Raw genomic sequence first — 25,097 nt, forward strand, 5'->3', positions numbered from 1 at the left:
TAGTGCGGGACTGTCCGATCAGGCGGCGGTTTCGGGCTCGAGCGGAAAGATCGGCCGGCGCACCTTGGTGAAGGACAGCTGCGAATAGTCGGAGGTGCAGACCCCGACACCGGCACATTCGACGATCGCCTTGGCGAGCTTCTGGAAGCCGGCGCGATAGTGGATGCGGCTCTTGAGCATCACGAAACGTTTGCGCAACGGATCGATGCCGAGGCACAGCAGGCTCTCGATGTCGAAAGGCTCGACCTGGCGGGAAATGACGACGATCTCGACCTTGCCCGTGTCGATGATGACCGTGTTGCCCATATCGTGAAGCACGCCCCGCTCCATCGGACCGCGATTGCGGTATTTGCCGTCGCTGATCAGCTTCACCTTGCCGGTGACGGTCATTGGCTTGCCCTTGCGGTTGATGGAGGGCATATCGGCCTTGCCGCCGAGATTCAGCGTCACCGTCGCACCGATGCCGGCGGCGATCGCCTGCTTCACCGCCGCCTCGTCATAGATGGCGAAGACCGCCACATTGTCGAGCCCGGCGCGGAGAATGCCGTCCAGCACCATGATCGTGTCCATCGTGCCGCCCGAGGCGCAGTTGTCATAGTGGTCGAGCAGGATCACCGGTCCGTCACCGGGCTCGGCGGCGAGCTTTGCGGCGCGCTCAAGCGAGGCCTCAAGGGCTTCCAGCCGGTAGACGAAGGCCCGGCGCTCGGCCCAGGCCATGTCGAGCAACTCGTCGCACAGCGCCCGCGCCTTGGCCGGATCGTTGTCCGTCACCACCACCGCGCTCAGGCCGGCATTGCTGACATCGGCATGCGGGAAGCCGGTAAAAACAGTGGCGATGAGCGCCTCGCCCGATTCCTCCATCTGCCGGGCCCGCGCCTGGATCTCGCGGTTGGGCGAATCGCCGGTTCCCTGACGCATCACATGCGGCAGCATAGGCCGGTTGCCCCAGGCCATGGTCGGCGTGATCTCGCCCTTGATGCCCTTCAGCAGCGTGCGGCCGGCGCGCAGGCCGGTTTCGTAGTGGTCGACATGAGGATAGGTCTGGTAGCCCGCGATCACCGTCGCATTGTCGACCATCGCCGGAAAGAGATTGGTGTGCATGTCGAGCGCCACAGCGATCGGGGTCGTCGGGGCGATCCGGCGCAGGCGCGCCAGCAGGCTCCCTTCGCCGTCCTCGCTGGTCTCGGTGACCATTGCGCCATGCAGGTCGAGCAGGATCGCATCGCAGCCCTGGCTGACCGCGGCGCAGATCCGATTGGCAATGTGCTCGAAAGCCTCCTTGGCCACCGGCCCGCTCGGATTGGCATTGGCGGCAATCGGCGTCACGATCTCGGCCCCCTCCTTCTCGGCGAGATCGAGAAAAGCGGCGAGCGCCGAGCCCGTCCCCTTATAGGCGTCATAGGCGGCGCGCCCTTCATAAGGCTGGTCGGAACCGACCGCGAAACGCGCCAAAGGTGTGGGCACTGGCGAAAACGTATTGGTCTCGTGCTTCATGAGCGCCGCGACGATGCGCATAAGGGAGTTCCTTTCCTGCAAGTGGGCAATATTCGTCCGTGACCGCCGCCCGGTGTCAGGCGGCGACCTGTTCTCGATGAACCGACGCGGATTGGATCAGGCCGGAAGCGTCAGGAGCTTTCTCGGCGTGCGTACGGGATTCTCAACTCCATCCTTCTTCCAGATCAGCGTGTCGATCAGAGCGGTGCTGAAGAGGATTTCAAGGTTGGTCACCATGCCCGGCTCGAAGACCCGATCGAGGTAATCGGTGTCGAGCATGTTGAAATAGAAGTCGCCGACCCAGTCCGGCGGCAGGCTCAAGCCCAGCTCGTAGCCAAGCACCCAGCCCTCTTCATCGATGAGGCCGGAACGCTCGCAATAGGCCTTCAGCGAAGCGTTGACCTGGCGGACGGTCATGCCGCCGCTGAGCTCCTTGTCGGCATGATCGAAGGCGCCGGCTGCCTTCTCATAGAGATCGACCAGCTTGGCCGGCGGGTCGCCCAGATAATAGCCGCGCAGGATGTTGCCGTGATAGCGATGCTTCACGCCGCACAGATCGGCGGAGAGAACCTGGCCGGCCTCGAGCTTGCGGGTCGTCGGCATCGAATGGCCGCTCGCCGCAACGCGGTCGCCCACCAACGGGCGTACATTGAAGACATGGATCAGCGCCGGCAGCTCGCCGCCTTCCGCCATCATGGCCCTCGTGACTTCGCCCATCACCTCGAGCTCGGTCTTGCCGACACGCGCATGTTCGAGAATTGCGTCATGGCCGATATCGCAGATGCGGAGCGCTTCCTTGACGACCGCTATCTCGGCGGGCGACTTGACTCGCCTCACCTCGCGGGTGATGGCGCTCGCATCGACGATGTCGCAGCCGCGCTCGCGGAAAGCGTCCTCGATCATGTGGCTGATGGCTCGGTTCGGCAGGTAGCTCCAGAACTCCATGCCGATCCTGCCCTTGAGCAGGCCCTCGCGCTGCAACTCGTCCATGATGAAGCGCAGGTTTATCTTACCCTCACGGTGCGGGTAGTAGCGGTTATCGGTGCTGATCGACATCTCATGAAGCAGCGGCAGCTCGGTCGGATGATCGAAATGGATCATCTTGTCGCTATGGGCGTGAATTGCCGTGCCATAGACTTGCGGATAGCGCATCGGACCATTGGCCTTGTACCAGCCGCAATAGAAGCCATGCAGATAGGCGACGACTTCCGGCGTCGTCACATACAGAAGATCGATGCCTTCGCGGCGCATGAGCTTGCGCAAGCGCTCCTGGCGATCGCGATATTCGGCTTCGGTGAAGGCCAGCTGCTTGCCGGCATTCGGGTCCATCACACCCGGGGTCATCCCTTTTGGCGCTATGTAGGACATGTCGAGCGTCTCTCCCTATTTTGATGTGAATACGTCAGTGAGGCTGGCGTCTGCGGACGAAAGCGAGGCAGCCCAGCAGGCAGATGGATATGACGATGAACAAGGTCGAGATGGCGGCGACAGTCGGATCGACCGCGTCGCGCAAGGAGACGAACATCTTGCGCGTGAGCAGCGTGTTGCCGCCGCCGGCGACGAACAGGCCGATAACGACCTCGTCCAGCGAGATGATGAAGGCGAACAGCGCCGCTGAGATCACCGAGATGCGCAGTTGCGGCAGGGTCACCACCAGGAAGGCGTTGAGGCGAGGGGCGCCGAGGCTCATCGCCGCCTGCTCCTGGCGGAAATCGAAGGTGCGGAAAGCCGCCTGCATCATGAGGACGACGAAGGGCAACGCCAGCAAAGTATGGGCAAGGACGATGCCGAACATCGTATTCACGATCTTGAGCCGGATATAGATATAGAACACACCGATGGCGATTAGGATGCCGGGTACCAGCATCGGCAGGATCAGCACCAGCTGGATCCAGGGGGTCATGCGCGAGCGCATCGAATGAAGGCCATAGGCCGCCGCTATGCCGAGCGGCGTCGCCACCAGGACGGTGAGGATGGCCGCGGTGAGCGAGGCTCGGGTAGCCGCCAGCCACTCGGGGGAATTCCAATAATTCTCAAACCAACGGAGCGAATAGGCCTCGGGCGGAAAACGGAGATATTTCGAATCGGAGAAGGATACCGGAATGACGATGAAGATCGGCACGATCAGAAACAGGATGACCGCCGCCGTCACAACGAAGAGCCACCATCTTCTCCACATGGGCAGGTCGGCGCGGACCATCTCAGCGCACTCCCAGAAGGCGGTCGAGGTCGAAGAGACGATGACCGATATAGAGGATGGACAGCACGCAGAAGAGCAGCACGATGCCGAGCGCGCTCGCCGCACCCCAATCGAAATATTGCTGGACGTTGGAGGCGATCTTCATCGACACCATGGTGACCTTGCCGCCGCCGAGCACGGCCGGCGTCACGAAGAAGCCCAGGCACTGAACGAAGACGAGCACCGCGCCGGCCAGCACGCCCGGCAGCGACAGCGGCAGGAAAACGCGCAGGAAAGCCGACACCGGCGGCGCGCCGAGGCTCGAAGCGGCCTCGAGCAGGCGCCAGTCGAAGGAGCGGATCACCGCATAGACGGGCAGGATGAAGAACGGCAGCATGATATGGACCATGCCGATGATGCTGCCGGTCTCGTTGAACAAAAGACTCACCGGCTGGTCGACGAGGCCGAGCCACATCAGCGTCTGATTGACCGGGCCGGCATCTGTGAGGAGCACGAGCCAGGCATAAGAGCGCACGAGAACCGACGTCCAGAAGGGAATGATGATCAGGGCGATGAAGGCCATTGCCAGCCGGCCGGGAAGCTGGGCGATGAGATAGGCGACGGGATAGCCGAGCACCGCGCAGATCACCGTCACGATGCCGCTGATCTTCAGCGTCGTGAACAGGATCTTGGAATAGGACGAGTAGGTGATCATCCGTTCGTAATGACCGAGGCCGAACTGTCCCTTCTCGACGAAGGAGAGGGCGAAGAGCCAGATGACCGGCAGGACGACGAACACGAAAGTCAAGGAGAAGGCCGGAAAGGTCAGGAGCGCCAGATTGCGCGCCTCGCGCCGCGCATTGCCTGCCAGTGCCTCGCGGTTGAGCGATGTCGCCGAGACGTCACCGCTCGGATAATCGAGGCTCTGAGGCGTTGCGAGAGACATGGGTCGTCCTGAGCGCTTGTGGCCGGAAGCCGGCGCCCCGATGGAGCGCCGGCCTGTCATGTTCAGTTATTCGGCCAGGAACTGGTCGAAGCGTTCCTTCGCTTCGGCACCGTGCTTCGCCCACCATTCGGCACTGGTGACGATCTGCTTGGGATAGTTCTCGGCGGAAGTCGGCAGCAGTGGCGCCAGATCGGCCGGGATCTTGCCGGTCTCCTCGATCTTGGTATTCGCGGCGCCGTAATTCGACAGGAGCGTCATGTCGGCTTGGTGCTCCTTCTTGACGAATTCGGCCAGGACCTTCATCACCAGATCCTTCTTCGGCGTGCCCTTCACGATCGACCAGCAGCCGAAGTCGATGAGCCCTTCATTGAAGGTATAGGCGAGCGACCCGCCGTCCGAAATGACCGACTGGGCACGGGCGTTGAACATGCCGATCATGTCGATACCGCCCTCGCGAACGAGCTGTTGCGACTCAGCGCCCGATGCCCACCACGCCTTGATATGGGGCTTGATCTTGGCGAGGCTGGCAAAGGCCCGATCGAGATCGAGAGGATAGAGCTTGTCCTTCGGCACACCGTCGGCGAGGAGCGCCGCTTCGAGCACGTAGAAGGCATTGCGATACAGCGAGCGGGTACCGGGGAATTTTTCGACATTCCAGAAATCAGCCCAGTTCTGGGGCGGATTGGGAACCTTCTTCGGATTCCAGGCGATCACCATCGAATAAATGGTGCTGCCGACGTAATAGTCGCTGAAGGTGCCCGGGGCGAGCTCGGAATTGTCGATGACCGAATAATCGAGCTTCTCATAGAGCCCTTCGGCACCGCCGAGCGCGCAGGTGGAGGCGCCGAATTCGACGAGGTCGGTGGTCACGGCACCGGACTGAACCTGGACCCTGACCGGCGTGTCGACGTCGTTCGTCTCGACACTCCACTTGATACCGAGCTGCTTGCCAACCGGGTCCAGATAAGCCTTCTGGATGTTCTCGAGATAGATACCGCCGGCGGTGATGTAATTGATGGTTTCCTCGGCCTGGGCCCGTAGCGTAAGGCTTGTAGAGACCAGCACGGCCGCAACCAGGGTGCAAAGGCGCTTCATGAGAATTCACTCCCCTACATGGACGTTTATTCGTTTAGCTTGCACTTGCCATTTTTTCGCTATGCGAATATTAATTCGCAAAGCGCAAATGAGACTAACAAGAGGATCCGGGCATGTCTAGTGGGGGTGGACGGGACGAACGGGTGAATTCACTCGTCCGCGGGCTGGAGGTGCTGAAAGCCTTCGGCCGCTATCACGAGCCCATGACCATCTCGGAAGTCGCAACCGAAACCGGCCTGACGCCGGCCTCGGCACGCCGGATGCTGCTGACGCTCACCGATCTCGGCTATGTCGAATTGCGCGGAAAGCGATTCCGGGTGGGCCCGAAAGTGCTCGACCTCGGCTACTCCTACATGTCCTCGATGCCGATCTGGCAGATCGTCCAGCCGACCGTCGAGCGCATCAGCGAGAAATTCAGCGTGTCGAGCAGCGCTTCGGTGCTCGACGGCTGCGACATCGTCTATGCGGTGCGCGCCAACAACCGTCAGGCCAGCTCTGTGCTGGTCAGCACCGGGACGCGGCAGCCCGCCCATGTGACGTCGATGGGCCGGGTCCTGCTCGCCTTCACCGAGCCTGAGCGGCGCGAAACCATCCTGTCGCAGATCCATTTCAGCGCCTACACGTCGCATTCGGTGATGGATATCGATCAACTGCGCCTGATCCTCGAGCAGGTGCGCGGCCAGAACTTTTCCATCGTCGATGAGGAAATGGAATTCGGCCTGCGCGCCATCGCGGTGCCGATCCGCAACAAGCGCGGCGAAGTGGTGGCCGCCATCAATGCGGCCGGCTCCAACCGAGCGCTCGACCTCGATTATCTGAAGAACACGGTGCTGCCGGCGATGTTCGAAGCCGCGAACATGATCAAGGCCAATCTGCCCGCCTAGCGCGTGATCAGGAAAAGTGGATTCCGGTTTTCCGTCCGATCACGCGCTAAATATGAGATTTCGATCACGTTTATCACCTTAGGTCGACACGACCTAAAGTGATCGTGATCTAGGCGCAACGCTAGCAAGCCCTCATGCTGAGGGGCCGACCTCATCGCCCTGAAGTCAGGCAGCGCCCTTCACCACGATCGTGTCGGCCGGATGAATGCCGAGCGAGATGTGCTCGCCGGCGACGGGCAGATGCCGGCGGCTGCCCTCGTTGGTGGCGCGCCGGATCGAGACCGTCTCGCCTGTCGGCAAGGCCACCAGAACCAGCACATTCTCGCCCTGATAGACGACATCCTTCACCTGGCCGCTGATGACATTCAGCTCCGAAGATTTCGGCACATCGCGCACGATCTCGAATTTTTCCGGCCGCAGAACCAGAAAGCCCTCGCCCGCGCCGGCGCCCGGGGCTTTACGCAAACGGATCGTCGTATCGCCCATGCGCGCCGTGCTGTCACCTACCATGTCGACGCGCAGCAATTGCGAATCGCCCAGGAAGCTCGCGACGAAAAGGTTGCCCGGCTCCTCATATATCTGCGCCGGCGTTCCGATCTGCTGGATGGCGCCATTATTCATGACGGCGATTCGGTCGGACATGGTGAGAGCCTCGCGCTGATCATGCGTGACATAGATCGTCGTCATGCCGAGGCGCCGCTGCAATTCACGGATCTCGATCTGCATCTGCTCGCGCAGCTTCTTGTCGAGGGCCGAAAGTGGCTCATCCATGAGGAGGATGCGCGGATTGAAGACGAGGGCGCGGGCAAGCGCGACCCGCTGCTTCTGGCCACCCGACAATTCGTCGATGCGGCGGCTCTCATAACCGTTGAGGCGAACGAGATCGAGCGCTCCCGCCACCTTTCTCCTCGTCTCGCTCTTGTCGGCCTTGCGGTAACGCAAGGGGAAGCCGACATTGCTGGCCACCGTCATATGCGGGAACAGCGCGTAGTTCTGGAAGACCAGCCCGATGTCGCGCTTATAGGGCGGCATGGTGATGACCTCGCGTCCGGTGAAACGGATGCTGCCGTGATCGGGCTGCACGAAGCCCGCGAGTATCATCAGAAGCGTCGTCTTGCCCGAGCCGGACGGCCCCAGGATAGACACGAACTCCCCGGCGCCGACATCCAGATTGATGCGATCCAACGCCACCACGGGGCCGTAGGTCTTCCTGATTTCCTGGATCGTGATCGTTTCAGCCATGTCTCTCCCCACTCACACTATCGTTATACCGCGATCGAGCCTGGACAATATCCGCAAGCCCCCCTCCTCCATCACCAGCGTGTCCACATTCTGCGTCCCGAAGCCTCCCGGCCAGCCCTCCGGCACGTCCAGCACATTCTCGAAATTGACCACGGTGCCCACCGCGAAGTCGGCGCGCTCGAAGCAGCGGCCATTGAGATAGGTATGCCCGACCCAGTCGGGCGGAATGGCGATGCCCAGATCGTAGCCGCCGATGAACCAGCCGTAACGGGTGAGCCCGGCCGAATCCAGATACTGCATCGCGACTTCCGCTGCCTTCTCCATCGGATCGCCCGGCCTGACCGCGGCGACCACATGATCAAAGCTCACGGCAGCGCGCGTCACGAGATCGCGCCAGCGCGGATCGGGTTCGCCGGCCGAAAATGTACGCGCGATATTGGCATGGTAGCGATAGAAGGACCCGCACAGATCGACAGTGAAGAGATCTCCCTTGCCGATCTTGCGCCGGGTCGGCAGCGGATGCTGGACGCGCGTATTCGGTCCGGAAATGACCGACGTCCGGATGGCCGGCTCCTCACCGTCGAGCCGGCTCATCGCATAATGCGCGATCCCCTGGACCTCAATCTCCGACATGCCGGGCTGGAAGTCTCGCGAAATCGCCGCCAGAGCGGCGTCGGCGATGAAGGCTGCGTTATCGAGCCGGGCGATCTCGGCCGGCGACTTCACCAGCCTGACGCGGTCGACAAGCCATGAGCCGTCAATAGTCCGCGCTCCCGCGGCGGTCATGCGCTCATCGATGTAGCGCAAAGGAATACCGCCCGGCGCCGTCGACCAATGCTCTAGGCCCGCCGAGCCGCGCAACCACCCTTCCTCACGCAGCGTATCGATGACATCGTCGGCGGAGTTGCGGAATATCCATCCGTCTCTCTCGACATCGCGAAAGCGCCGAAAGAAGGCAGCCTCGCCGACTTGCGCATGATGCGCGGAAACAAGGGTGCGATGGGTGATGTCGTCGAAGAAGATGAGCCGGTCGCTGGCCGCATGCACGGCCACGCCGGTGGGCGTCGACCTCCTATACCAGCGGCTGTCATACCCGGTGAGATAAGTGATGTTCGGTGGCGAGGTGACATAAAGCATGTCCAGGTCCGCGCGCTGCATCTCGGCACGTACACGCCTCGCCCGTTCGTGATATTCCGCGAGATCGAAGGCCAATGGCCAATCCCGCGGCGGCCCGAAGGCCAACTCTGTCGCCAGCACCGCCATGCCGGTCAGGCGAGACCGCGCAGGCGGTCCATGGCCAGTTCCTGCAGCGTGCGCAGCCCGACCACCGGCTTCCAGAATGCGTGGAAACGGAATGGTTTTATGGTGGAGACCGGGAGCTCGAGCGTATCTTCGGCGGCGCCGAGGAGCCGCCGCGCCACGATGCGGCCCATCATCGTCGCCATGGCGATGCCGCGGCCATTATAACCCAGCGCCGCGACGAGGCCGGGCGCCGGCTCGTGCAGATGGGGAAAATGATCTTCGGTGACCGCCACCTGACCGTTCCAGAAATAGCTCCAGCCAATACCGCGCAGATCGGGATAAAGCGCTTCGGCGCAGCGGATCAGATATCGGAAGGTCGACTTGTCGCTACCGTCCCGCTGCCGGAGCCCGGGGCCGCCCATCAGCAAGCGATTCTCCCGGTCGAGACGAAAATAGAGAACGCGCCACGAGCTCTCATAGGCGACGTGGCGGCCGGGCAGAATCCGCCGCGCCATGGCTTCCGGCAGCGGATCGGTCGCGGCGATGGCGCTGTAGATCGGGACCACGCTCTCGCGGAGATGCGGCCACAGGCCGTCAGTATAACCATTGGTGGCAAGCACGACCTTGCGGGCGCGGACCGTGCCGGATCCGGCGACGAAGCGCCAGAAGTCCCCTTCCCGTTTCAATCCGGAAACGGGTGAGCTCGAGAAGATTTGCCCCTTCGACTTCACCACCGCGGCGGCGAGGCCGCGGGCATAGGCCAGCGGATTGAGCATGCCGCCGCGCGGATCGAGAAGCCCCGAGGGATAGCGGTCGGTGCCCAGGAGATCGGCAAGCTTGGCGCGGTCGAGATAATCGAGGCGAATGCCGCGTGCCGACCAGTCGGTGATCGCCGTGTCGATGACGGGTCTTTCGGCATCCGTGCGCACGACCCGGATCGATCCCGTTTGGGCGGCGTCGCAGTCGATGTCATGACGGCGGACGAGGTCGAACACATATTGCGGTGCCTCTCCCGACAGGCGCGCCAGGCGCTCGCCCCGCTCGGCACCGAAGTAACCTGCGACATCGGCCGGTTCGCGTTTGAGGCCCGGATTGACCTGCCCGCCATTACGACCCGAAGCACCCCAGCCGGGTTCATGCGCATCGAAAACCGCGACTTCGGCCCCGTCTTCGAGAAGATGGAGGGCGCTGGACAGGCCGGTAAAGCCGGCGCCGATCACGGCTATGTCGACGTCAAGCTCGGTGGTGAGGGCCGGATAGCGGACTTCCGGCGTGACTGCTCGATAGAGGCTGCGCGGCAATGCGGATGAGGAATTGTCGGGCAGTGTATTTAGGGTCATCTTCATTCCAATAATTCGCATAGCGAATAATTTTCCGCAATACGAAGATAAATATGTAAGCCAATGATTGTCAATGAAGTCGTCGGCCTGGGCGAAGCAGGGCGAAAGCCTTCCACACATTTATATAGGCCGCGGTCGATGTCGCTTGACCCCCAAGCTTTTCCTCCATATTGGTTATAACAACCATACCACAGGCGGTACGGAAGCCGCCGGATGGCCCACACAGGGAGGAAAGATATGTCTCTAAGTCCAATCCGTGCCTTCAGAATCGCCATTCTGGCCGGCGCTCTCTCGGTCTTTGCCGGCGCCGCTCTGGCGCAGAACGCCTGTCTCACCAACCAGCCCGGTGCTCTGCCTGCGGACTCCAAGGCGCTGCTCGAAAAAGAGCTCCCGGCCGACGCGCAAGCGGGCTTCGAAGGCTATGGCAGCCCGGTGGTGGCGAGCCCCTTCGCGACCTTCAAGCCGGCGCATGAGAAGCCCTTCGTCATCGGCTACAACAATTCATTCTCCGGCAATGCCTGGCGCGCCGCGGCGCTGGCGCAGCTCGAAAGCGACGTCGAGAAATACAAGAAGCTCGGCCTCGTCAAAGACCTGATCGTCACCGACTCGAATGGCGACATCTCGACCCAGATCCAGCAGATGCGTTCGATGATCCAGCGCGGCGTCGATCTCATCATCTCGATCCCGGGCTCGCCCACCGCGATGAACGGCGTCATCGACGAAGCCTTCGCCGCCGGCATTCCGGTGATCACACTCGCCGCTCCGGTGACGACCGCCAATGCGATCAATGTCGACACCAATGGCTATCTGATCGGCAAGACGATGGCGCTGGGCCTTGTCCAGAAGCTCAACGGCAAGGGCAATATCCTCACCATCCAGGGCATTCCCGGCACGTCCGGCAGCGAGCTCATCAAGGCCGGCGGCGCGGCGGTGTTCAACAACTGCCCGGACATCAAGATCGTCGCCGATCTCGTCGGCCAGTGGTCGAACTCGACGGCACAGACCGCGGTGCTGCAGCAGCTCTCCACCAATCCAACCGAGATCGCCGGCATCTGGCAGCAGGGCTCGATGTTCATGGGCACGATCAACGCGCTCGAGCAGGCCGGCCGTCCGATCATCCCGGTGACCGTCGGCAATCCCGACCAGAACGCGCTCGCCTACTGGCATGACAATCTCGACAAAGGCTTCAGCACGGTTGGCTCGTCCAACGCGCCGGGCGCCGGCATGGATGTCGTCTTCCGCACCGGCATGCGCGTGCTTTTGGGCCAGGGCCTCAAAGTGAGCAATGTCGTGGTGCGCCCGCCGCTCATCACCGCCGAGACGCTGAAGGACTGGTACAAGCCGGACTTCACCATCAATTCGACCGGCGTCGGCGAACCGCCTTCGGGCACCTGGATGCCGGACAGCATCCTCGATGGCTATTTCACCAGCCCGGCGGCTTTGCCACAGTAAGGCGCCTTACTTTGCCTCTTCGCGCGGTGGCGGCATCCCTGCCGCCGCGCCTTCCCTCTTGCACGGATGACGCCATGCCGAACACTTATCTCGCCAAAGCCATCGCTCTCCTCCAGGAAGTGGAGGCGACGCAAACCACCCAGATCGCCACGGGCGCACAATGGATCGCCGATGCGATCGCAGCCGACGGCATGGCGCATTTCTTCGGCGCCGGCCATTCGCATATGGCGCTCGAGGAAGTGTTTCCCCGCAATGGCGGGCTGATCGGCCTGCATCCGCTCTCCGAGCTGGCGCTCTCCTATTACACACCGGTGGTCGGCAATTCCGGTATCTATCAGATGCGCTTCTTCCAGTCGGTCGAGGGCCTGGGCGAGATCATCTGGAAGAACTACCGCTTCAAGAAGACCGACTGCTTCGTCGTCTACACCAATACCGGCGTCACCAAGGTCGCGCTCGACATCGCCACCTTCGCCAAGGCGGAAGGCATGCGTGTCATCGCCGTCACCTCGCTCAAACATGCGGCCGCCACCGGCACCGAGCACAAGGGCGGCAAGCGCCTGCATGAGATCGCCGATCTCGTCATCGACAATTGCTCGGTGGTGGGCGACGCCATGGTCGAGATCCCCGGTCTCGAGGACAAAGCGGGTGCGGGGTCGAGCATCACCAGCATCGCCATCACCAATGCGCTCGCGACCGAGGCGGCGCTCGAGCTTTCGCGACGTGGATTGAAACCCATGGTGCTGCCCAGCCCCTACTTCGAAGGCACGCCCGAGGGCAAGGCCAGGCGGGCGCGCGCCGAGAAGCGCTGGGACGAATGCATGGACGAATATTCGCGCCGTTATGCCGGCATGTTCCTGCGCGGCAAGGCCTGAGGAGAACCCATGGACTATCAAGCAGATGTGGTGGTGGCGGGCGCCGGCAGCGCCGGCATGGTGGCGGCGATCGCCGCCGCTCGCAACGGCGCCCGGACGATCCTCATCGAGCGCGGCGGATTTCTCGGCGGCATCAGCACCGCGGTGCTCGACACGATGTATGCCTTTTATGCGCCGGGCGACGCGCAGGAGAAGGTGGTCTCAGGTCTTCCCGACGAAGTGGTGGACCGCATCGAGAAATACGATGTGGTGCTGCGCCGGCCCAATACGTTCGGCTCCGGAACCGGCATCACCTATAATCCCGAAACGCTGAAGCGGGTGTGGGACGACCTCGCCGAGGAAGCAGGCGTGAAAATACTGTTGCACAGTTTCATCACCGGCGCGGTGACGGAAGGATCGAAGGTCACCGGGATTCGTTTCGTCAACAAGGCCGGCAGCCACAAAGTGACGGCCAAGGCTGTCATCGACGCGTCGGGCGATGCCGATTTGGTTGCCGATGCCGGCGGCGATTTCGAGCTGGCGGGCCGCGACGGCGCCCAGCAGACGCTCTCCACCACCTTTCGGATCGGCAATGTCGGCGAGCGGGCGCTCGGCGTGAAGAAGGATGAGCTGCACGCCTTGATGCGCGAGGCCAATAAAAGCGGGCGCTTCGTGCTGCCGCGCGAGGAAGGCAGCGTCCACCGCACACCCGACAAAGGCATCATGGCGACGATCATGACGCGCGTGCCCGGCACCGCGCCCGACGATATCGAGGGCATCTCGCGCGCCGAAGCGCAAGGTCGCGCCCAGGCGCAGGAATATTTCCGCTTCCTGAAGGAGATGGTGCCCGGCTATGAAAATTCGGTGCTGATCGGCACCTCGCCGTGGATCGGCGTGCGTGAAACGCGACGCATTCTCGGCGATTATCAGCTCAATGGCGAGGACGTGCTGGCGGCGCGGCGCTTCGAGGACGGCATCGCCCGCTGCGGCGCCCCGATCGAAGATCATCATGCCGGGCGCGATACACGCTGGGCCTATATCCCCAATTCCGGCACCTATACGATTCCGTTCCGCGCTTTGCTGCCGCGCAATCTGGACGGCATCCTGGTGGCGGGACGTTGCCTCTCCTCGACCCATGACGCGCATGCGAGTGCCCGCTCGATCGGCACCTGCATGGCGATGGGCCAGGCCGCCGGCAGCGCCGCCGCCTTGGCCGCCGACAAAGGTATCACGCCGCGCCAGGTGCCGACCGACACGTTGCTCGCTCTGCTCGACCGGCAAGGCGCCGATCTCGGCCGGCGCGGCAAAGCGGCCTCAGATGCCGCATGAGCGCCAGAGCCGCCCCATCATCGCGCACTGACGAGCTTCTCCTCGAGGCGACAGGGCTGGCCAAGGCCTATGGGGAGACGCGGGCGCTCAGCCGAGGTGATCTCGCGATCAGATCCGGCAGCGTGCATGCGATCATCGGCGAGAATGGCAGCGGCAAGTCGACACTCGTCAAGCTGCTCACCGGTGTGGTCGGCCCGGATGCGGGAGACATCACGCTTGCCGGCAAGGACCTTCGGCTCACCTCGCCCCGCGATGCACGCGCCGCCGGCATCGCCACCACCTTCCAGGAAGTGCTGGTGCTCGAGGAACTGAGCGTCCTCGACAATCTGTGGCTCGGCCAGGACGGGTTGTTCCGCTTCCATGTCGCGCGCGAACGCAAGCGGAGCGAAGCCGCAGCGCTTCTTGCCGAGCTGATCGGTGATGCCGTTCCAGAGCTCGAGGCGAAAGTGAGCGACATCGATCTTGGCACAAGGCAAGCCATCGTCATCGCCCGCTCGCTGCTGCTGAAGCCCCGTCTCCTCATCCTCGATGAAGCGACGGCGGCGCTCGACATCTCGGTGCGCGACCGACTCTTCGCGGGCTTGCGCCGTCGCGTTGCGGCCGGCTTGTCGGTCCTGTTCATCACGCACAAGATGGACGAGATCGCCGCCCTTGCCGATGAGGTGACGGTGCTCCGCTCCGGCGAGACCGTGGCGCATCTGCCGATCGACGCGGCGACACCGGCCCGCATGCTGGAGCTGATGTCAGGGCGGAGCGAAACCCGGTCGATCGTATCCACCCGCGCCGCAACGCGCGAAACACGGCTCACGCTCAGACAGGTGCAGCTCGGAATAGGCGGCCGCCCCTTCGATCTCGATATCCAGGCAGGCGAAATTCTCGGCCTCGCCGGGCTCGAAGGTCATGGCGCCGATCTCGCCACGCAGATACTCGGTGGCGTGCGTTCGCCGATCGCCGGATCGATCGCGACAGCCGAGAAGCGGGAGCTCCACGGCCAGGCCGCTTTCGTGCGCGAGGGCATTGCCTATGTACCGCGCGACCGCAAGAGCGAAGGCATTTTCGCACCCTTGTCGATCGCCGACAACTTTGCGCTGACGACGCTTCCTGCTCATACGAGGTTCGGCCTCATCGACACGGCCCAGGTCGCAGCGGCGCGTAAACCGCTCTTCGACCGGCTCGGCGTCAAATATGGCGCGCTGAAGGAGGCCATCACCAGCCTTAGCGGCGGCAACCAGCAGAAAGTCATCCTGGCGCGCATGCTGGCGCTCGAGCCGAAGATGCTGGTGCTCAACGATCCGACGCGCGGCGTCGACCTCGCCACCAAGCAGGATATCTATGCGCTGCTGGCCGAGCTCGCCCAGGCCGGCGTCGCCGTGGTGATCCATTCGACCGAGATCGAGGAATTGCTGGTGCTCTGCCACCGGGTGGCAGTCTTTCATGACCGGACCCTGTTCCAGGCCGTCGACCATGCCGGGCTCACCCGCGAGCGGCTGATCGCCGGGCTGTTCGGACGCCAGCCATGAAGCCGTCCCGCAGCACATTGCGCGACCCGACAGCGCTCGCCGCGCTCCTGTTCCTGGTCCTCGTCGCGCTCAGCATCCTCCGGGATCCGATCCTGCTGTCGCCCCGCTTCCTGACCGGCGCGCTCAGCGTCGCCGTGCCGCTCATTCTGGGCGCCATGGCGGTGACGCCGGCGATCCTGTCGGGCAATGGCGGCATGGACCTATCGATCGGTCCTCTGATGGGTTTCATCAATGTGCTGGTGGTCACGTTGCTGATGCCGGCGGATCTCGGCGACTGGTGGCTCGCAGTGCCGATCCTGCTGATTGTCGGCTTCGCCGCCGGCGCGCTCAATGGCGTGCTCGTCGCGGTCGTTCGCCTGCAGCCCATCGTCGCGACGCTCGGCACGTATCTGATCCTCGGCGGCATCAATCTGTGGCTGCTGCCCAGCCCGATCGGCCCGGTGCCACCCTGGTTCGGCACACTGTCGCGCCTCATCGGCGTCTTTCCGGGGCCTCTCGTCTTCCTGATCGGCCCGGCGCTCATCTGGTTCCTGCTCGGTTTCACGCCCTTCCGGAAAGTCCTGCTGGCCGTCGGTGGCGATGACCGCGTCGCTTATTCGGCCGGCATCGACGTCACACTGGTCCGTATTCTCGCTTACGCGCTGGGCGGCCTCTTCGCCGCTTTCGCCGGACTGGCGCTCACCTCGCTCATCCAGTCGGCCGACGCCACGATCGGGCCACCCTTCACCTTGCAGGTCATCACCGCGGCGGCGCTCGGCGGCATCAATCTCGCCGGTGGGCGCGGCACCATGTGGGGAAGCGCCTTCGGCGCGCTGTCGCTGTTCCTGATCCAGAATCTGCTGACCAATTACGGGGTTTCGGTCTTCTGGCAGCAGGTCGTGTTCGGGCTGACGCTGATCGGCGCGCTCATCCTCAATGCCGGTCTCGCCCAGAGCTTCTTCTCCTTCAGAGGACGCCGCAGATGATTCGCTTCTGGCAGTCGCTCAAGCAGACCATATGGCCGCAGCTCGTCGCGCTCGCCGCCCTCTATCTCATCGGCATGGCGACGATCGGCGGCTTCGGCAGCTGGCGCAGCATCCTGGCGGTGCTGGTGCTCGCCTCCTTCATCGGCATCGCCGCATCGGGCCAGACCATCGTGGCGCTTCTGGGCGGTATCGATCTCGCCATTCCGGGTCTCATCGCCTTCGCCAATATCGCGACGGCCGAGCTCACCGGACGCGGCTGGCCTTTCGCCCTGGTGGTGCTGTTCATCTTAAGCGTGGCCGCGCTCATCGGCGCCTGGAACGGCTTCGTCTCACGCGCCTTGAGGCTCAATCCGTTGATCGTCACGCTCGGCGTCAGCTCGGTCATCATGGGCGCCATATTGGTGTGGACCGGCGGGCAGCCGACCGGCTTCGCGCCGAAATGGCTGAGCCAGTTCGTGGCGCCGTCCGGCAAGATCTTCGGGCTTCCGATCCCGCCGATTCTGGTGTTCTGGCTGGTGATCGCGCTCGGCCTCATCACGCTGCTGCGCGCCACGCCCTTCGGCCGGCAGGTCTATGCCGCGGGCGCCAGCCTTCCCGCGGCACGGCTTGCGCTGGTGCCGACGACGCGCATCTGGACCTGCGCCTTCGCCTTGAGCGCGGTGATGGCGGCCGTCACCGGCATATTGCTGGCGGGCTTCAGCGCGCAAGGCGATGCGCGCATCGCATCGCCCTATCTCTTCAACACCATCGCCAGCGTCGTCATCGGCGGCACCTCGCTTGTCGGCGCGCGCGGCAGCTATGGCCGCACCGTGCTCGGCGCCATCATTCTGACGCTCATCACCACCGTGCTGGTCGCCAATAACTTCAGCGCCGCCATGCAGCAGGCCTTGCTCGGCGTGGTCATTCTCATCGTGGTGGCGACCTATGGCCGCGAGGCGAAAGTGGCGGCGCGGCTATGAGAAAGGCTTCATCCTGCGCTGCTGCGCTGATCCGCCCACAATTCGAAGAGCAGCTGGCAACGGTCGCCGCGGATCAACGCCATCGCCGCTTCCGCTGCCACATTGTCGCGATCATAGGTGGTGCGCGACAGGCGCAGCGCCGGCTGGTCGATCCGAACCTGCAGCAATTCCGCCTGCTCGGCCGTCAACATGACCGGCGCCAGCGTCTCGCGCGCCCGCACGAGTTGCGTGCCATATTCGCGTGCCAGCACGTCATAGAGAGAGCGCGCGCCGAAATCGAAGCGGCCGAGATTGGGAAAACGCTCCGCCGCCATGGCCGAGGTTTCGAGCGCATAAGGCTCGCCATCGACGAAGCGCAGACGCGTGAGACGAAACACCCTGGCGTTGCCGGCACTCTGGAGAGCGACCGCCTCATCCGCCGCGGGCGCCGTCAGCTCGGCGCTGATCACCCGCGTCGACACCAGCTTGCCATCCGCCTTCAACGCTTCCGAAATACTGAAGAAGCCAAGCAGCGAAGATTCGATGCGCGACTTGGCGACGAAAGTGCCTTGCCCCTGATTGCGTACCACAAGCTTGCGCTGCGCCAGCTCCGCCAGCGCCTGACGCGCCGTGATGCGGCTGACGCCGAACAATTCACAAAGCTCGCGCTCGGGGGGCAGACGATGGCCAGGCGGGTAGTCGCCCGACTGGATCTTCGCCTCCAGCAACCGGACGATGCGCTTGTAGTTGGGTTCGCTCGACATTTGGTCATATCATTATGACAAATGAATCAACAATGCCAGCGGGAAGGACATTGTCATGAGCGACCGTAAAGCAGTTATCGGCATCGATCTCGGCACGCAATCGACCAAGGCGGCGCTGGTTGCGCTCGATGGCCAGCCCATCGGCTCACATTCGGTCGCCGTCGAATTCGAACGGCCGCAGCCCGGCTGGGGCGAGCAATCGCCCGACATTCTTGTGCAGTCGACGCTCGCGTGTCTCAGCGCGCTCACCGGCAAGTTTCCCGATGTCGAAATCGTCGGTCTCGGCATCGCCGCGCAAATGGGCGGCGCCATCGGGATCGACAAAAACTTCGAGGCCGTGACACCGCATGAAATGTGGCTCGACACCCGCGCCGATGAAGATCGCCAGGAACTGCTCGGCCTTTATGGTCCGGAGATCCTGGCGAAGAACGGCATCATTCCCTTCGTGGCGCCACGGGTAAGGCGGTGGTTGCGCCTCGATCCGGCTTTCGCACAACGTCTCGCCATCGTCGTGGCGCCGGCCGGCTATCTCGCCGGACGCCTCACCGGTGCTGAGGCCAAAGACGCCGTCTGCGACCGCACCCAGGCCAATCTCTATGGCTGCTTCGATGTGGCGCGCAACCAATGGGACGATGATCTCGCCCGGCGTTGCGGCCTGCCGCCCGAACTCCTGCCGCGCATCGCCGATCCCTTCGACATCGCCGGCCGGCTCTCCGCCGAGATGGCCGCGCGTTGCGGCCTCACTGCCGGCATTCCCGTTGCCGCCGGCATGGGCGACGGCACCGGCGGCTGGTTCGCGGCGGGCGGGATAGAGCCCGGCGTCTCGATCGACACCAGCGGCTCCTCGGCGCATTTCGCCGTCACCGTCGACCGCTTCATCACCGATCCTTCCGGGCTCCTCGCCTGCATGCCCTCGGCGGCGCCGGGGCGCTTCTATCTCCTGGGCTTCACCACCAGCACCGGCCTCGCCCATCGCTGGCTCAGCCGGACTTTCGGCAAGAGCTATCAGGAGCTCGAGGCGTTGAGCATCACCGTGCCGCCGGGCAGCAACGGCATTCTCGCGGTGCCGCATCTCAATGGCCGGGTCAGCCCCTTCGAGGCCTCGATGAAAGGCGGCTTTCTCGGCTTCGACGACAAAAGCGGGCCGGGCGAGCTCTATCGCGCGCTGCTCGAGGCAAGCGCCTATGAGCTCAATGGCTGGCTCGAGGCGGCGCTGAAGCTCGCGCCCGGCCTTACTCTGTCGAATGTCGTCAATGTCGGCGGCGGCGCCCAGAGCGCCTTGTGGAACCAGATCAAGGCGGATGTGACGGGCCTCAGCCTTCATATCGCTTCGCCTGAGATCAACGCGGCGCGCGGCGCCGCCCTGGCCGCCGGCATCGCCGCCGGCGCCATCGACCGCGCCAGCCGCGACTGGTTCGCCGCCGATTATCTCGAAGCCCAGACCTTCACACCCGATGCCGTCCGGCACCGGCTCTATGCGCCCTATCGCGACAGCTACGCCCGCCTCACCGACCAGCTGCTGCCGGTCTACCGGACCTTGCAGCAGCTGCGCCAGAACCAACGACAAGAGAAAGACACGCCATGATCGAATGGAGCAAGCTCACCGACCCCGAAATCGACGCGCTCGACCGCAATCTGCCGGTCATCCTGCCGGTCGGCCTCATCGAGGCGCATGGCGCGCATCTGGAAAGCGGCTTCGACAGCTATTCGGCCGACTGGTTCGCGCGGCGGCTGTGCGCGGAGGCGGGCGCGATCCTGCTGCCGGTCATCCCCTATGGCTTCGCCGATACCAACTGGGAATATGCGAGCACGCTCGGCGTCAAGGCCGAGACGCTGGGCATGATCATCGGCGATCTCTGCATCCTGCTCGCCCGCCACGGCTTCAAGAAGATCATCGTGCTGTCGGGCCATGGCGGCAACGGCATCGGTGCGACGCTCGGTTTCCAGCGCGCCTTCGAGGTGTTCCCCGATCTTCAGCCCGCCCATTGGTGCTACTTCCTCACCGGCGGCGTGCCGATGAGCCACGCCGATGAAAAGGAGACCTCGCTCGCCATCGCGATCGGCGGCGTCGTGCATATGGACCGCGCCGAGGACTTCGTCCTGAAGAAGCCCTGGCACGAGGTCTATTCGCGCAAGTCGATCGCTCCCAAGGCCGGCGGCATGAACGGCAAGGCGACACTCGCGACGCGGGAAATGGGCGAGGACATCCTCAACCGCATCCTGCCCGTCCTGGTCGACAAGCTGAAAGCGATCATAAAAGAGTGAGTCGAACCAAACGCTTAGAGGGCAGCGCTGATATTCTGATTCAGCTTCTCCAGCGCGCGGTCTGCCGCGGCATCAGGCGCGACACATAGGCGATCACGCCTTCGCGGAAGAACAGCACGACCAGGAGCGCGACGCCGGTGATGATGACGAGCGTGTATTCGGCGCCGAAGCCGCGCACGAAATATTCGATCGAGCGGATGATCACGACACCGATCAGCGGGCCATAGCGATAACCAAGCCCGCCGATGACGGCCATGGCGACGACATAACCCATCTCGCCCATGGACAGCATCGAGGGGGCGAGCACGCCGACATAGTTCGCATAGAAGCTGCCGGCCAGACCGGCGATGGCGGCGGTGATCATGAAGGCCGCGATCTTCACCCGGAAGATGCCGACGCCCATGCCATGGGCGATGTCCTCATTGTCCCTGATCGCCTGCATCAGGAGGCCGAGCTTCCCGTCGATCATCCAGTTCTGAACGATGAAGAAGAGGCCGGCCAGGATGCCGCCGAGGACGAGATAGAGTGACCGGTCGAAGCCCGGCACCAGCTTGGGCAGCTGCAGGCCCATCGACCCGTTGGTGATGTCGGACGCGGCGGCGAGGAACACCGCAAAGGCGCCGGCGAAGGCGAAGGTGATCAACGGCAACTGCACGCCGCGCACCCGCAAGGCGACGAGGCCAAGCCCGCCGCCGAGCAGCGCCACGGCTACCGGCATGATCACCAGTGCCGCCCATCCCGAAAGTCCGCCGCCAATGACGAGCGCCGCCGTGCCATAGGCGCCAGCGGTGGCGAGGCCGATATGGGCGAAGGAATATTGGCCGGCAAAGCCCGCGAGCAGGTTCCACGACCCGGCGAGGAGCAGGTAATAGACCGACAGGATCAGAAGATCGGCGACGACCGGACGCAGGCCGATGAGGGATAGCCCCAACCCCGCGGCCACGAACAACAGCGGGACCAGATGATGCGTGAGCTTCGTCATGACGCCATCCCCGATCCTTCCCGCGACATCCAGTTGCGTACGATGCCGTCGAGCCGTCCGGCGATTTCGGCCGCCGGCCCGTCGGTGTCGTTCTGGCCCATGGCGAGGACATAGACATGGTCGGCGACGGCCAAAGCCTCGCGCACATTCTGCTCGACCAGGAGCACGGTGACCGACCGGCTTTCCTTGAGGCGCGCGATCTCGCGATAGACCTCGCGCACCATGACCGGGCTCAAGCCGGCGGTGGGCTCGTCGAGCAAAAGCAGCCGCGGCTCGCCGACAAGGCCGCGGGCGATCTCGACCAGCTTCTGCTGGCCGCCCGACAGATCCCCCGCCCGGCGTTCCAGATGCGGCTTAATGGAGTGGAACAGGTCGCCGCAGAAGGCGATGCGGCGTTCGAGCCAGGCCTTATCCTTGCGTCGATGCCAGCCGCCGAGCCGAAGATTTTCGAGGACGGTCATCTGCCCGAAGACCGAGGCTTCCTGCGGCACGAAGGAGACGCCCGCGCCCACACGCTGGGCGGGGTTGAGCGCCTCGATGCGCTGCCCGCCCAGATGGATCTCGCCACCGGTCACCGGCGCCACGCCGGCGACGCCTTTGAGCAAGGTCGACTTGCCGGCGCCGTTCGGGCCGATGATGGCGGTCAGCGTATTGGCGCCCCCCAGCATGTCGATGCCGCGCAGGATCTCGATGTCGCTCTCATAGGCGACCCTCAGGCCCTTGATGGTGATCGCTTCACTCATGCCAGATACGCCTCGCGTACCGCCGGGTCGGCGGAGACTTCATCGGGACTTCCGGCCGCCAGGACGCGGCCCGAGGCCAGGACCACGACGCGCTGGCACAGGCCGAAGACCCAGGGCAGATCGTGGCTGATGACGGCGAAACCGACACCCTTGTCCCGCATCTCGGCGATGATCGCCCGCATGACCTCCATGATCGCCGGATTGACGCCGGCGGTCGGCTCATCGAGCAGCGCCACCTCCGGCTTGGCGAGCAACAGACGCGCGAAATCGATGAGCTTGCGCTGGCCGCCGGAAAGGTGATCGGCCGGCCAGTCGGCGACGGGCGACAGGCCGACCCGCGCCAGCGCCTTGCCGGCTTCACTTTCCGCCTCGCGCCGGCCAAGCCCGCGCACCATGCCGGCCAAGGCGACATTCTGGATGGCGCTCAACCGCCCGAAAGCGCCGCCATTCTGGAAGCTGCGGAAGAGCCCGCGCCGCGCCGGCACATTCGGCGCCAGCTGCGTGACATCGGCCCCCGCCAGCTGGATGGTTCCGGCATTGGGGCGGAACTGGCCGGCGATGAGATTGAGAAAGGACGTCTTGCCGGCGCCATTCGGCCCGACAATGGCGACGAGCTCGCCGGCGGCCAGGCGGAAGTCGATGCCGTCGATGACCTGATTGCCACCGAAGGCTTTGCGCAGGCCTTGGGTTTCGAGAACGATGCGCGTCATACGGTCCGCCCCGTCCGTCCGAAGAGGCCCTGAGGCCGGAACAGCAGGACCGCGATCATCAGCGCGAAGCCATAGGCGTCGGTATAGCCGGTATCGATATAGACGGTGCCCATCACCTCGACGACGCCGAGGAGCAGACCGGCGAACAGCGTTCCCCTGATCGAGCCGAGGCCGCCGATGATCACGACGATGAAGGCCTTGACCAGTGCGATCACGCCCGAGGCCGGGAACACGAACATCAAGGGCGCCAGCAGCGCCGCCGCGAGCCCGGCGAAGGCGCCCGAAGCGAGGAAGGCAAGATTGGCATACCGGTTGACGTCGATGCCGACCACCGCGGCGCCCAGCGGATTCTGCGTCAGCGCCCGCCAGGCACGGCCGATATCGGTGCGATAGACGATGAAGAACAGGAGAGCGATCATGGCGATCGCGGCGACGAAAGCGACGATGCGGTTGCCGGAGAGATAGATGTAATCGAAGACCGCCAGATTCTGGTCCCAGAGGCCCGGCAGCTTGCGATAGGTCGTGCCGAAGGACAAAGTCGCGGCGGCGATCAGGAACTGGCTCAGCAGGAAGGTGGCGATGATGGTGTATTCGCCCTTCTGTCGCATGCGCGACAGATAGATGGGCCTCAGCACGAGGATGTTGGTCGCATAGGCGATGGCGGCGCCGGCAACCGCCGCCGCGATCAGCCCCGTCCAGACCGGCAGGCCCAGCATGCCGACGACGAAGACGGCGGCGAAGCTGCCGAGCATGGCGAATTCGCCATGCGCGAAATTGACGACCCGCAGGATGCCGAACACCAGCGACAGTCCGACCGCCAGCAAGGCGTAAAGCCCGCCTTGCAGCAGTCCGAGCAGCAATGATTGAACGAAAAGCTGGGTCATCGAAATGTCCTGGCACACGGGCCGGCCCTCCTCCGGACCGGCCACGTGAGTATCGGTGCTACTTGGCGACCTGCACGAGCTCGGCTTCCTTCTCGCCGTCGCCGACCTTGTTCAGCTTCTTGAAGAACATGGCGAACTTGTCCCACTGGTGGAAATTCACCGTGCCGGCCTCATTGCGGAAGAAGACCGGGCCGATGGTTCCCTCGAAGGTCACGCCGGGCAAGGTCTCGACCAGCTTGGCGGGCTCCGACGAGCCGCTCTTCTCGATCGCGGCTTTGACGGCGTTGAAATTGTCCCACAGATAATACTGGAAGATCGCCGGTTCATGCCCATAGGCCGTCTTGTACGCCTCGACGAAGGTCTTGCCGGTCGCGGTGACATTGAGGGAGGGATCGGAGAAGGTCGGATAGACGACGCCTATACCCGCCTCGCCGACAGTCGACCAGAAATCGGGCAGCAGCGGCCAGTCCCAGCCGGTGATGATGTCGGCCTTGAGCCCCACTTCGCGGCCCTGCTTGATCGACAGATTGGTGGCCGAGAAGACCGTCTGCACGATGACGGCATCGGGCTTCGACGCCGCGACCTTCGACATGACGGCGGTGAGATCCTGGGTCTGGGCCTGGAACTGCACCACCTCGACCGCGACATCCGGCGCTGCCTTCACCGCTTCCTCGAAGGCCTTGGCGAAACCCAGCCCATAGGCGGTGTCCTCGGCCAGCACGACGACCTTCTTGTAGCCGCGGTCCTTGACGAAGGGCACCATCTGCGCCGCAATCTGGCTGTTATAGGGACCGATGCGGAACACCTGCGGATAGTTCTTGGCGGTGATGTCGTCCGACCATGAATAGAAGGCCATCAGCGGGACATTGTAGCCCTTGGCCACTTCCATCTGCGCCAGCGCGACCGAGGACGACCAGATGCCGAGGATCGCCGAGGCATTGGCCTCGGTGATGGCGCGCTCCATCGCCGAAGCACCGACCTCGACCTTGCCCTGATCATCGAATACGGCGAGCTTCACCTGCCGGCCGCCAATGCCGCCGGCCTCGTTGATGAGCTTCACCCAGAGATCGGCGGTCTTCTTGATGGCGTCGCCTGAGCGCGCGTCACCCGGCTCGGACAAAGGCGATACCAGGCCCAGCGTGATATCCTCGGCGGCGTATGCGCTGCCTGGTCCGGCGAGCAGCAGGCCCGCCGTGGTCATCGAGGCGAGCAGCGCGCGCCGGGAAATCCTGCCGATATTATTGATCATTATTCTACTCCCTGTTGATTTGA

At 63.8% G+C, this 25,097-nt stretch carries 23 protein-coding genes; 9 read left to right on the forward strand and 14 right to left on the reverse strand.

Annotated features, from left to right (window positions below):
• Nucleotides 1-18: 18 nt before the first annotated feature.
• The 5 genes from JHL16_RS25525 to JHL16_RS25545 all read right to left on the reverse strand — a co-directional run bounded on the left by JHL16_RS25525 (nucleotide 19) and on the right by JHL16_RS25545 (nucleotide 5,714).
• On the reverse strand, nucleotides 19-1,515 hold the full coding sequence (locus tag JHL16_RS25525; protein WP_200187719.1) for a M81 family metallopeptidase: 1,497 nt from the start codon (nucleotides 1,513-1,515) through the stop codon (nucleotides 19-21).
• 96 nt (nucleotides 1,516-1,611) lie between these two features.
• Nucleotides 1,612-2,862: a M24 family metallopeptidase gene (locus tag JHL16_RS25530; protein ID WP_200187720.1), complete on the reverse strand. Its 1,251-nt coding sequence runs from the start codon at nucleotides 2,860-2,862 to the stop codon at nucleotides 1,612-1,614.
• A 34-nt stretch (nucleotides 2,863-2,896) separates the two neighbouring features.
• Nucleotides 2,897-3,694 carry an ABC transporter permease gene (locus JHL16_RS25535; RefSeq protein WP_200187721.1) on the reverse strand — a complete coding sequence of 266 codons (798 nt, stop codon included), beginning with the start codon at nucleotides 3,692-3,694 and terminating at the stop codon, nucleotides 2,897-2,899.
• 1 nt (nucleotide 3,695) lies between these two features.
• Nucleotides 3,696-4,619 carry an ABC transporter permease gene (locus tag JHL16_RS25540; RefSeq protein ID WP_200187722.1) on the reverse strand — a complete coding sequence of 308 codons (924 nt, stop codon included), beginning with the start codon at nucleotides 4,617-4,619 and terminating at the stop codon, nucleotides 3,696-3,698.
• A 66-nt stretch (nucleotides 4,620-4,685) separates the two neighbouring features.
• Entirely contained in the window at nucleotides 4,686-5,714 is a 1,029-nt protein-coding gene (locus JHL16_RS25545; RefSeq protein WP_200187723.1) for an ABC transporter substrate-binding protein, read from the reverse strand.
• Between the two features lie 143 nt (nucleotides 5,715-5,857).
• On the opposite strand from JHL16_RS25545, the gene JHL16_RS25550 reads away from it, so the two are divergent.
• A complete protein-coding gene (locus JHL16_RS25550; RefSeq protein ID WP_200187724.1) occupies nucleotides 5,858-6,598 on the forward strand; it encodes an IclR family transcriptional regulator domain-containing protein in 741 nt (246 codons plus the stop codon).
• 165 nt (nucleotides 6,599-6,763) lie between these two features.
• Here the strand turns inward: JHL16_RS25550 and JHL16_RS25555 are convergent, their stop codons facing one another.
• From JHL16_RS25555 to JHL16_RS25565, 3 genes are read right to left on the reverse strand one after another with little or no spacing between them, the layout of a single operon-like run.
• Nucleotides 6,764-7,840, reverse strand: a complete 1,077-nt coding sequence (locus JHL16_RS25555; protein ID WP_200187725.1) for an ABC transporter ATP-binding protein — start codon at nucleotides 7,838-7,840, stop codon at nucleotides 6,764-6,766.
• A 12-nt stretch (nucleotides 7,841-7,852) separates the two neighbouring features.
• Nucleotides 7,853-9,052: a M24 family metallopeptidase gene (locus JHL16_RS25560; protein ID WP_200187726.1), complete on the reverse strand. Its 1,200-nt coding sequence runs from the start codon at nucleotides 9,050-9,052 to the stop codon at nucleotides 7,853-7,855.
• 56 nt (nucleotides 9,053-9,108) lie between these two features.
• Nucleotides 9,109-10,422 carry an NAD(P)/FAD-dependent oxidoreductase gene (locus tag JHL16_RS25565; protein WP_200187727.1) on the reverse strand — a complete coding sequence of 438 codons (1,314 nt, stop codon included), beginning with the start codon at nucleotides 10,420-10,422 and terminating at the stop codon, nucleotides 9,109-9,111.
• A gap of 237 nt (nucleotides 10,423-10,659) precedes the next feature.
• Here JHL16_RS25565 and JHL16_RS25570 point away from each other — a divergent pair, with 237 nt between their 5' ends.
• The 6 genes from JHL16_RS25570 (at nucleotide 10,660) to JHL16_RS25595 (ending at nucleotide 17,498) form a co-directional block, all read left to right on the forward strand.
• Nucleotides 10,660-11,874: a substrate-binding domain-containing protein gene (locus JHL16_RS25570; RefSeq protein WP_200187728.1), complete on the forward strand. Its 1,215-nt coding sequence runs from the start codon at nucleotides 10,660-10,662 to the stop codon at nucleotides 11,872-11,874.
• Between the two features lie 74 nt (nucleotides 11,875-11,948).
• The gene (locus JHL16_RS25575; RefSeq protein ID WP_200187729.1) at nucleotides 11,949-12,746 is read left to right on the forward strand and encodes a sugar isomerase domain-containing protein; all 798 of its coding nucleotides are present in this window, start codon (nucleotides 11,949-11,951) and stop codon (nucleotides 12,744-12,746) included.
• A 9-nt stretch (nucleotides 12,747-12,755) separates the two neighbouring features.
• Entirely contained in the window at nucleotides 12,756-14,054 is a 1,299-nt protein-coding gene (locus JHL16_RS25580) for an FAD-dependent oxidoreductase (protein WP_200187730.1), read from the forward strand.
• The gene (locus tag JHL16_RS25585; RefSeq protein WP_200187731.1) at nucleotides 14,051-15,574 is read left to right on the forward strand and encodes a sugar ABC transporter ATP-binding protein; all 1,524 of its coding nucleotides are present in this window, start codon (nucleotides 14,051-14,053) and stop codon (nucleotides 15,572-15,574) included. Before JHL16_RS25580 ends, JHL16_RS25585 begins: the two co-directional genes overlap by 4 nt.
• Complete coding sequence (locus JHL16_RS25590) at nucleotides 15,571-16,539, forward strand: ABC transporter permease (RefSeq protein ID WP_200187732.1); 969 nt, start codon at nucleotides 15,571-15,573, stop codon at nucleotides 16,537-16,539. The genes JHL16_RS25585 and JHL16_RS25590 overlap by 4 nt, the downstream gene beginning before the upstream one ends.
• Nucleotides 16,536-17,498, forward strand: coding sequence for an ABC transporter permease (locus tag JHL16_RS25595; protein ID WP_200187733.1), 963 nt, complete (start codon nucleotides 16,536-16,538; stop codon nucleotides 17,496-17,498). The genes JHL16_RS25590 and JHL16_RS25595 overlap by 4 nt, the downstream gene beginning before the upstream one ends.
• Nucleotides 17,499-17,506: 8 nt before the next feature.
• On the opposite strand, the gene JHL16_RS25600 is transcribed toward JHL16_RS25595, so the two are convergent.
• Nucleotides 17,507-18,241: a GntR family transcriptional regulator gene (locus tag JHL16_RS25600; protein ID WP_200187734.1), complete on the reverse strand. Its 735-nt coding sequence runs from the start codon at nucleotides 18,239-18,241 to the stop codon at nucleotides 17,507-17,509.
• A 55-nt stretch (nucleotides 18,242-18,296) separates the two neighbouring features.
• Between JHL16_RS25600 and JHL16_RS25605 the strand changes: the two genes are divergently transcribed.
• Nucleotides 18,297-19,826, forward strand: coding sequence for a xylulokinase (locus tag JHL16_RS25605; protein WP_200187735.1), 1,530 nt, complete (start codon nucleotides 18,297-18,299; stop codon nucleotides 19,824-19,826).
• Entirely contained in the window at nucleotides 19,823-20,506 is a 684-nt protein-coding gene (locus JHL16_RS25610; RefSeq protein WP_200187736.1) for a creatininase family protein, read from the forward strand. The genes JHL16_RS25605 and JHL16_RS25610 overlap by 4 nt, the downstream gene beginning before the upstream one ends.
• 40 nt (nucleotides 20,507-20,546) lie before the next feature.
• Here JHL16_RS25610 and JHL16_RS25615 read toward each other — a convergent pair whose 3' ends face one another.
• The 5 genes from JHL16_RS25615 to JHL16_RS25635 are packed head-to-tail and all read right to left on the reverse strand — an operon-like array spanning nucleotide 20,547 to nucleotide 25,074.
• Nucleotides 20,547-21,488, reverse strand: coding sequence for a branched-chain amino acid ABC transporter permease (locus tag JHL16_RS25615; RefSeq protein ID WP_200187737.1), 942 nt, complete (start codon nucleotides 21,486-21,488; stop codon nucleotides 20,547-20,549).
• Nucleotides 21,485-22,231 (reverse strand): ABC transporter ATP-binding protein, encoded by a 747-nt coding sequence (locus JHL16_RS25620; protein ID WP_200187738.1) that lies wholly within the window; start codon nucleotides 22,229-22,231, stop codon nucleotides 21,485-21,487. The genes JHL16_RS25615 and JHL16_RS25620 overlap by 4 nt, the downstream gene beginning before the upstream one ends.
• Nucleotides 22,228-22,941, reverse strand: a complete 714-nt coding sequence (locus JHL16_RS25625; RefSeq protein WP_137856041.1) for an ABC transporter ATP-binding protein — start codon at nucleotides 22,939-22,941, stop codon at nucleotides 22,228-22,230. Before JHL16_RS25625 ends, JHL16_RS25620 begins: the two co-directional genes overlap by 4 nt.
• Nucleotides 22,938-23,825, reverse strand: a complete 888-nt coding sequence (locus JHL16_RS25630; RefSeq protein ID WP_200187739.1) for a branched-chain amino acid ABC transporter permease — start codon at nucleotides 23,823-23,825, stop codon at nucleotides 22,938-22,940. Before JHL16_RS25630 ends, JHL16_RS25625 begins: the two co-directional genes overlap by 4 nt.
• A gap of 58 nt (nucleotides 23,826-23,883) precedes the next feature.
• Nucleotides 23,884-25,074 (reverse strand): ABC transporter substrate-binding protein, encoded by a 1,191-nt coding sequence (locus JHL16_RS25635; RefSeq protein ID WP_200187740.1) that lies wholly within the window; start codon nucleotides 25,072-25,074, stop codon nucleotides 23,884-23,886.
• Between the last annotated feature and the right edge of the window lie 23 nt (nucleotides 25,075-25,097).

The sequence above is a fragment of the Taklimakanibacter albus genome (assembly GCF_016595235.1).
Taxonomy (GTDB): Bacteria; Pseudomonadota; Alphaproteobacteria; order Rhizobiales; family Aestuariivirgaceae; genus Taklimakanibacter; species Taklimakanibacter albus.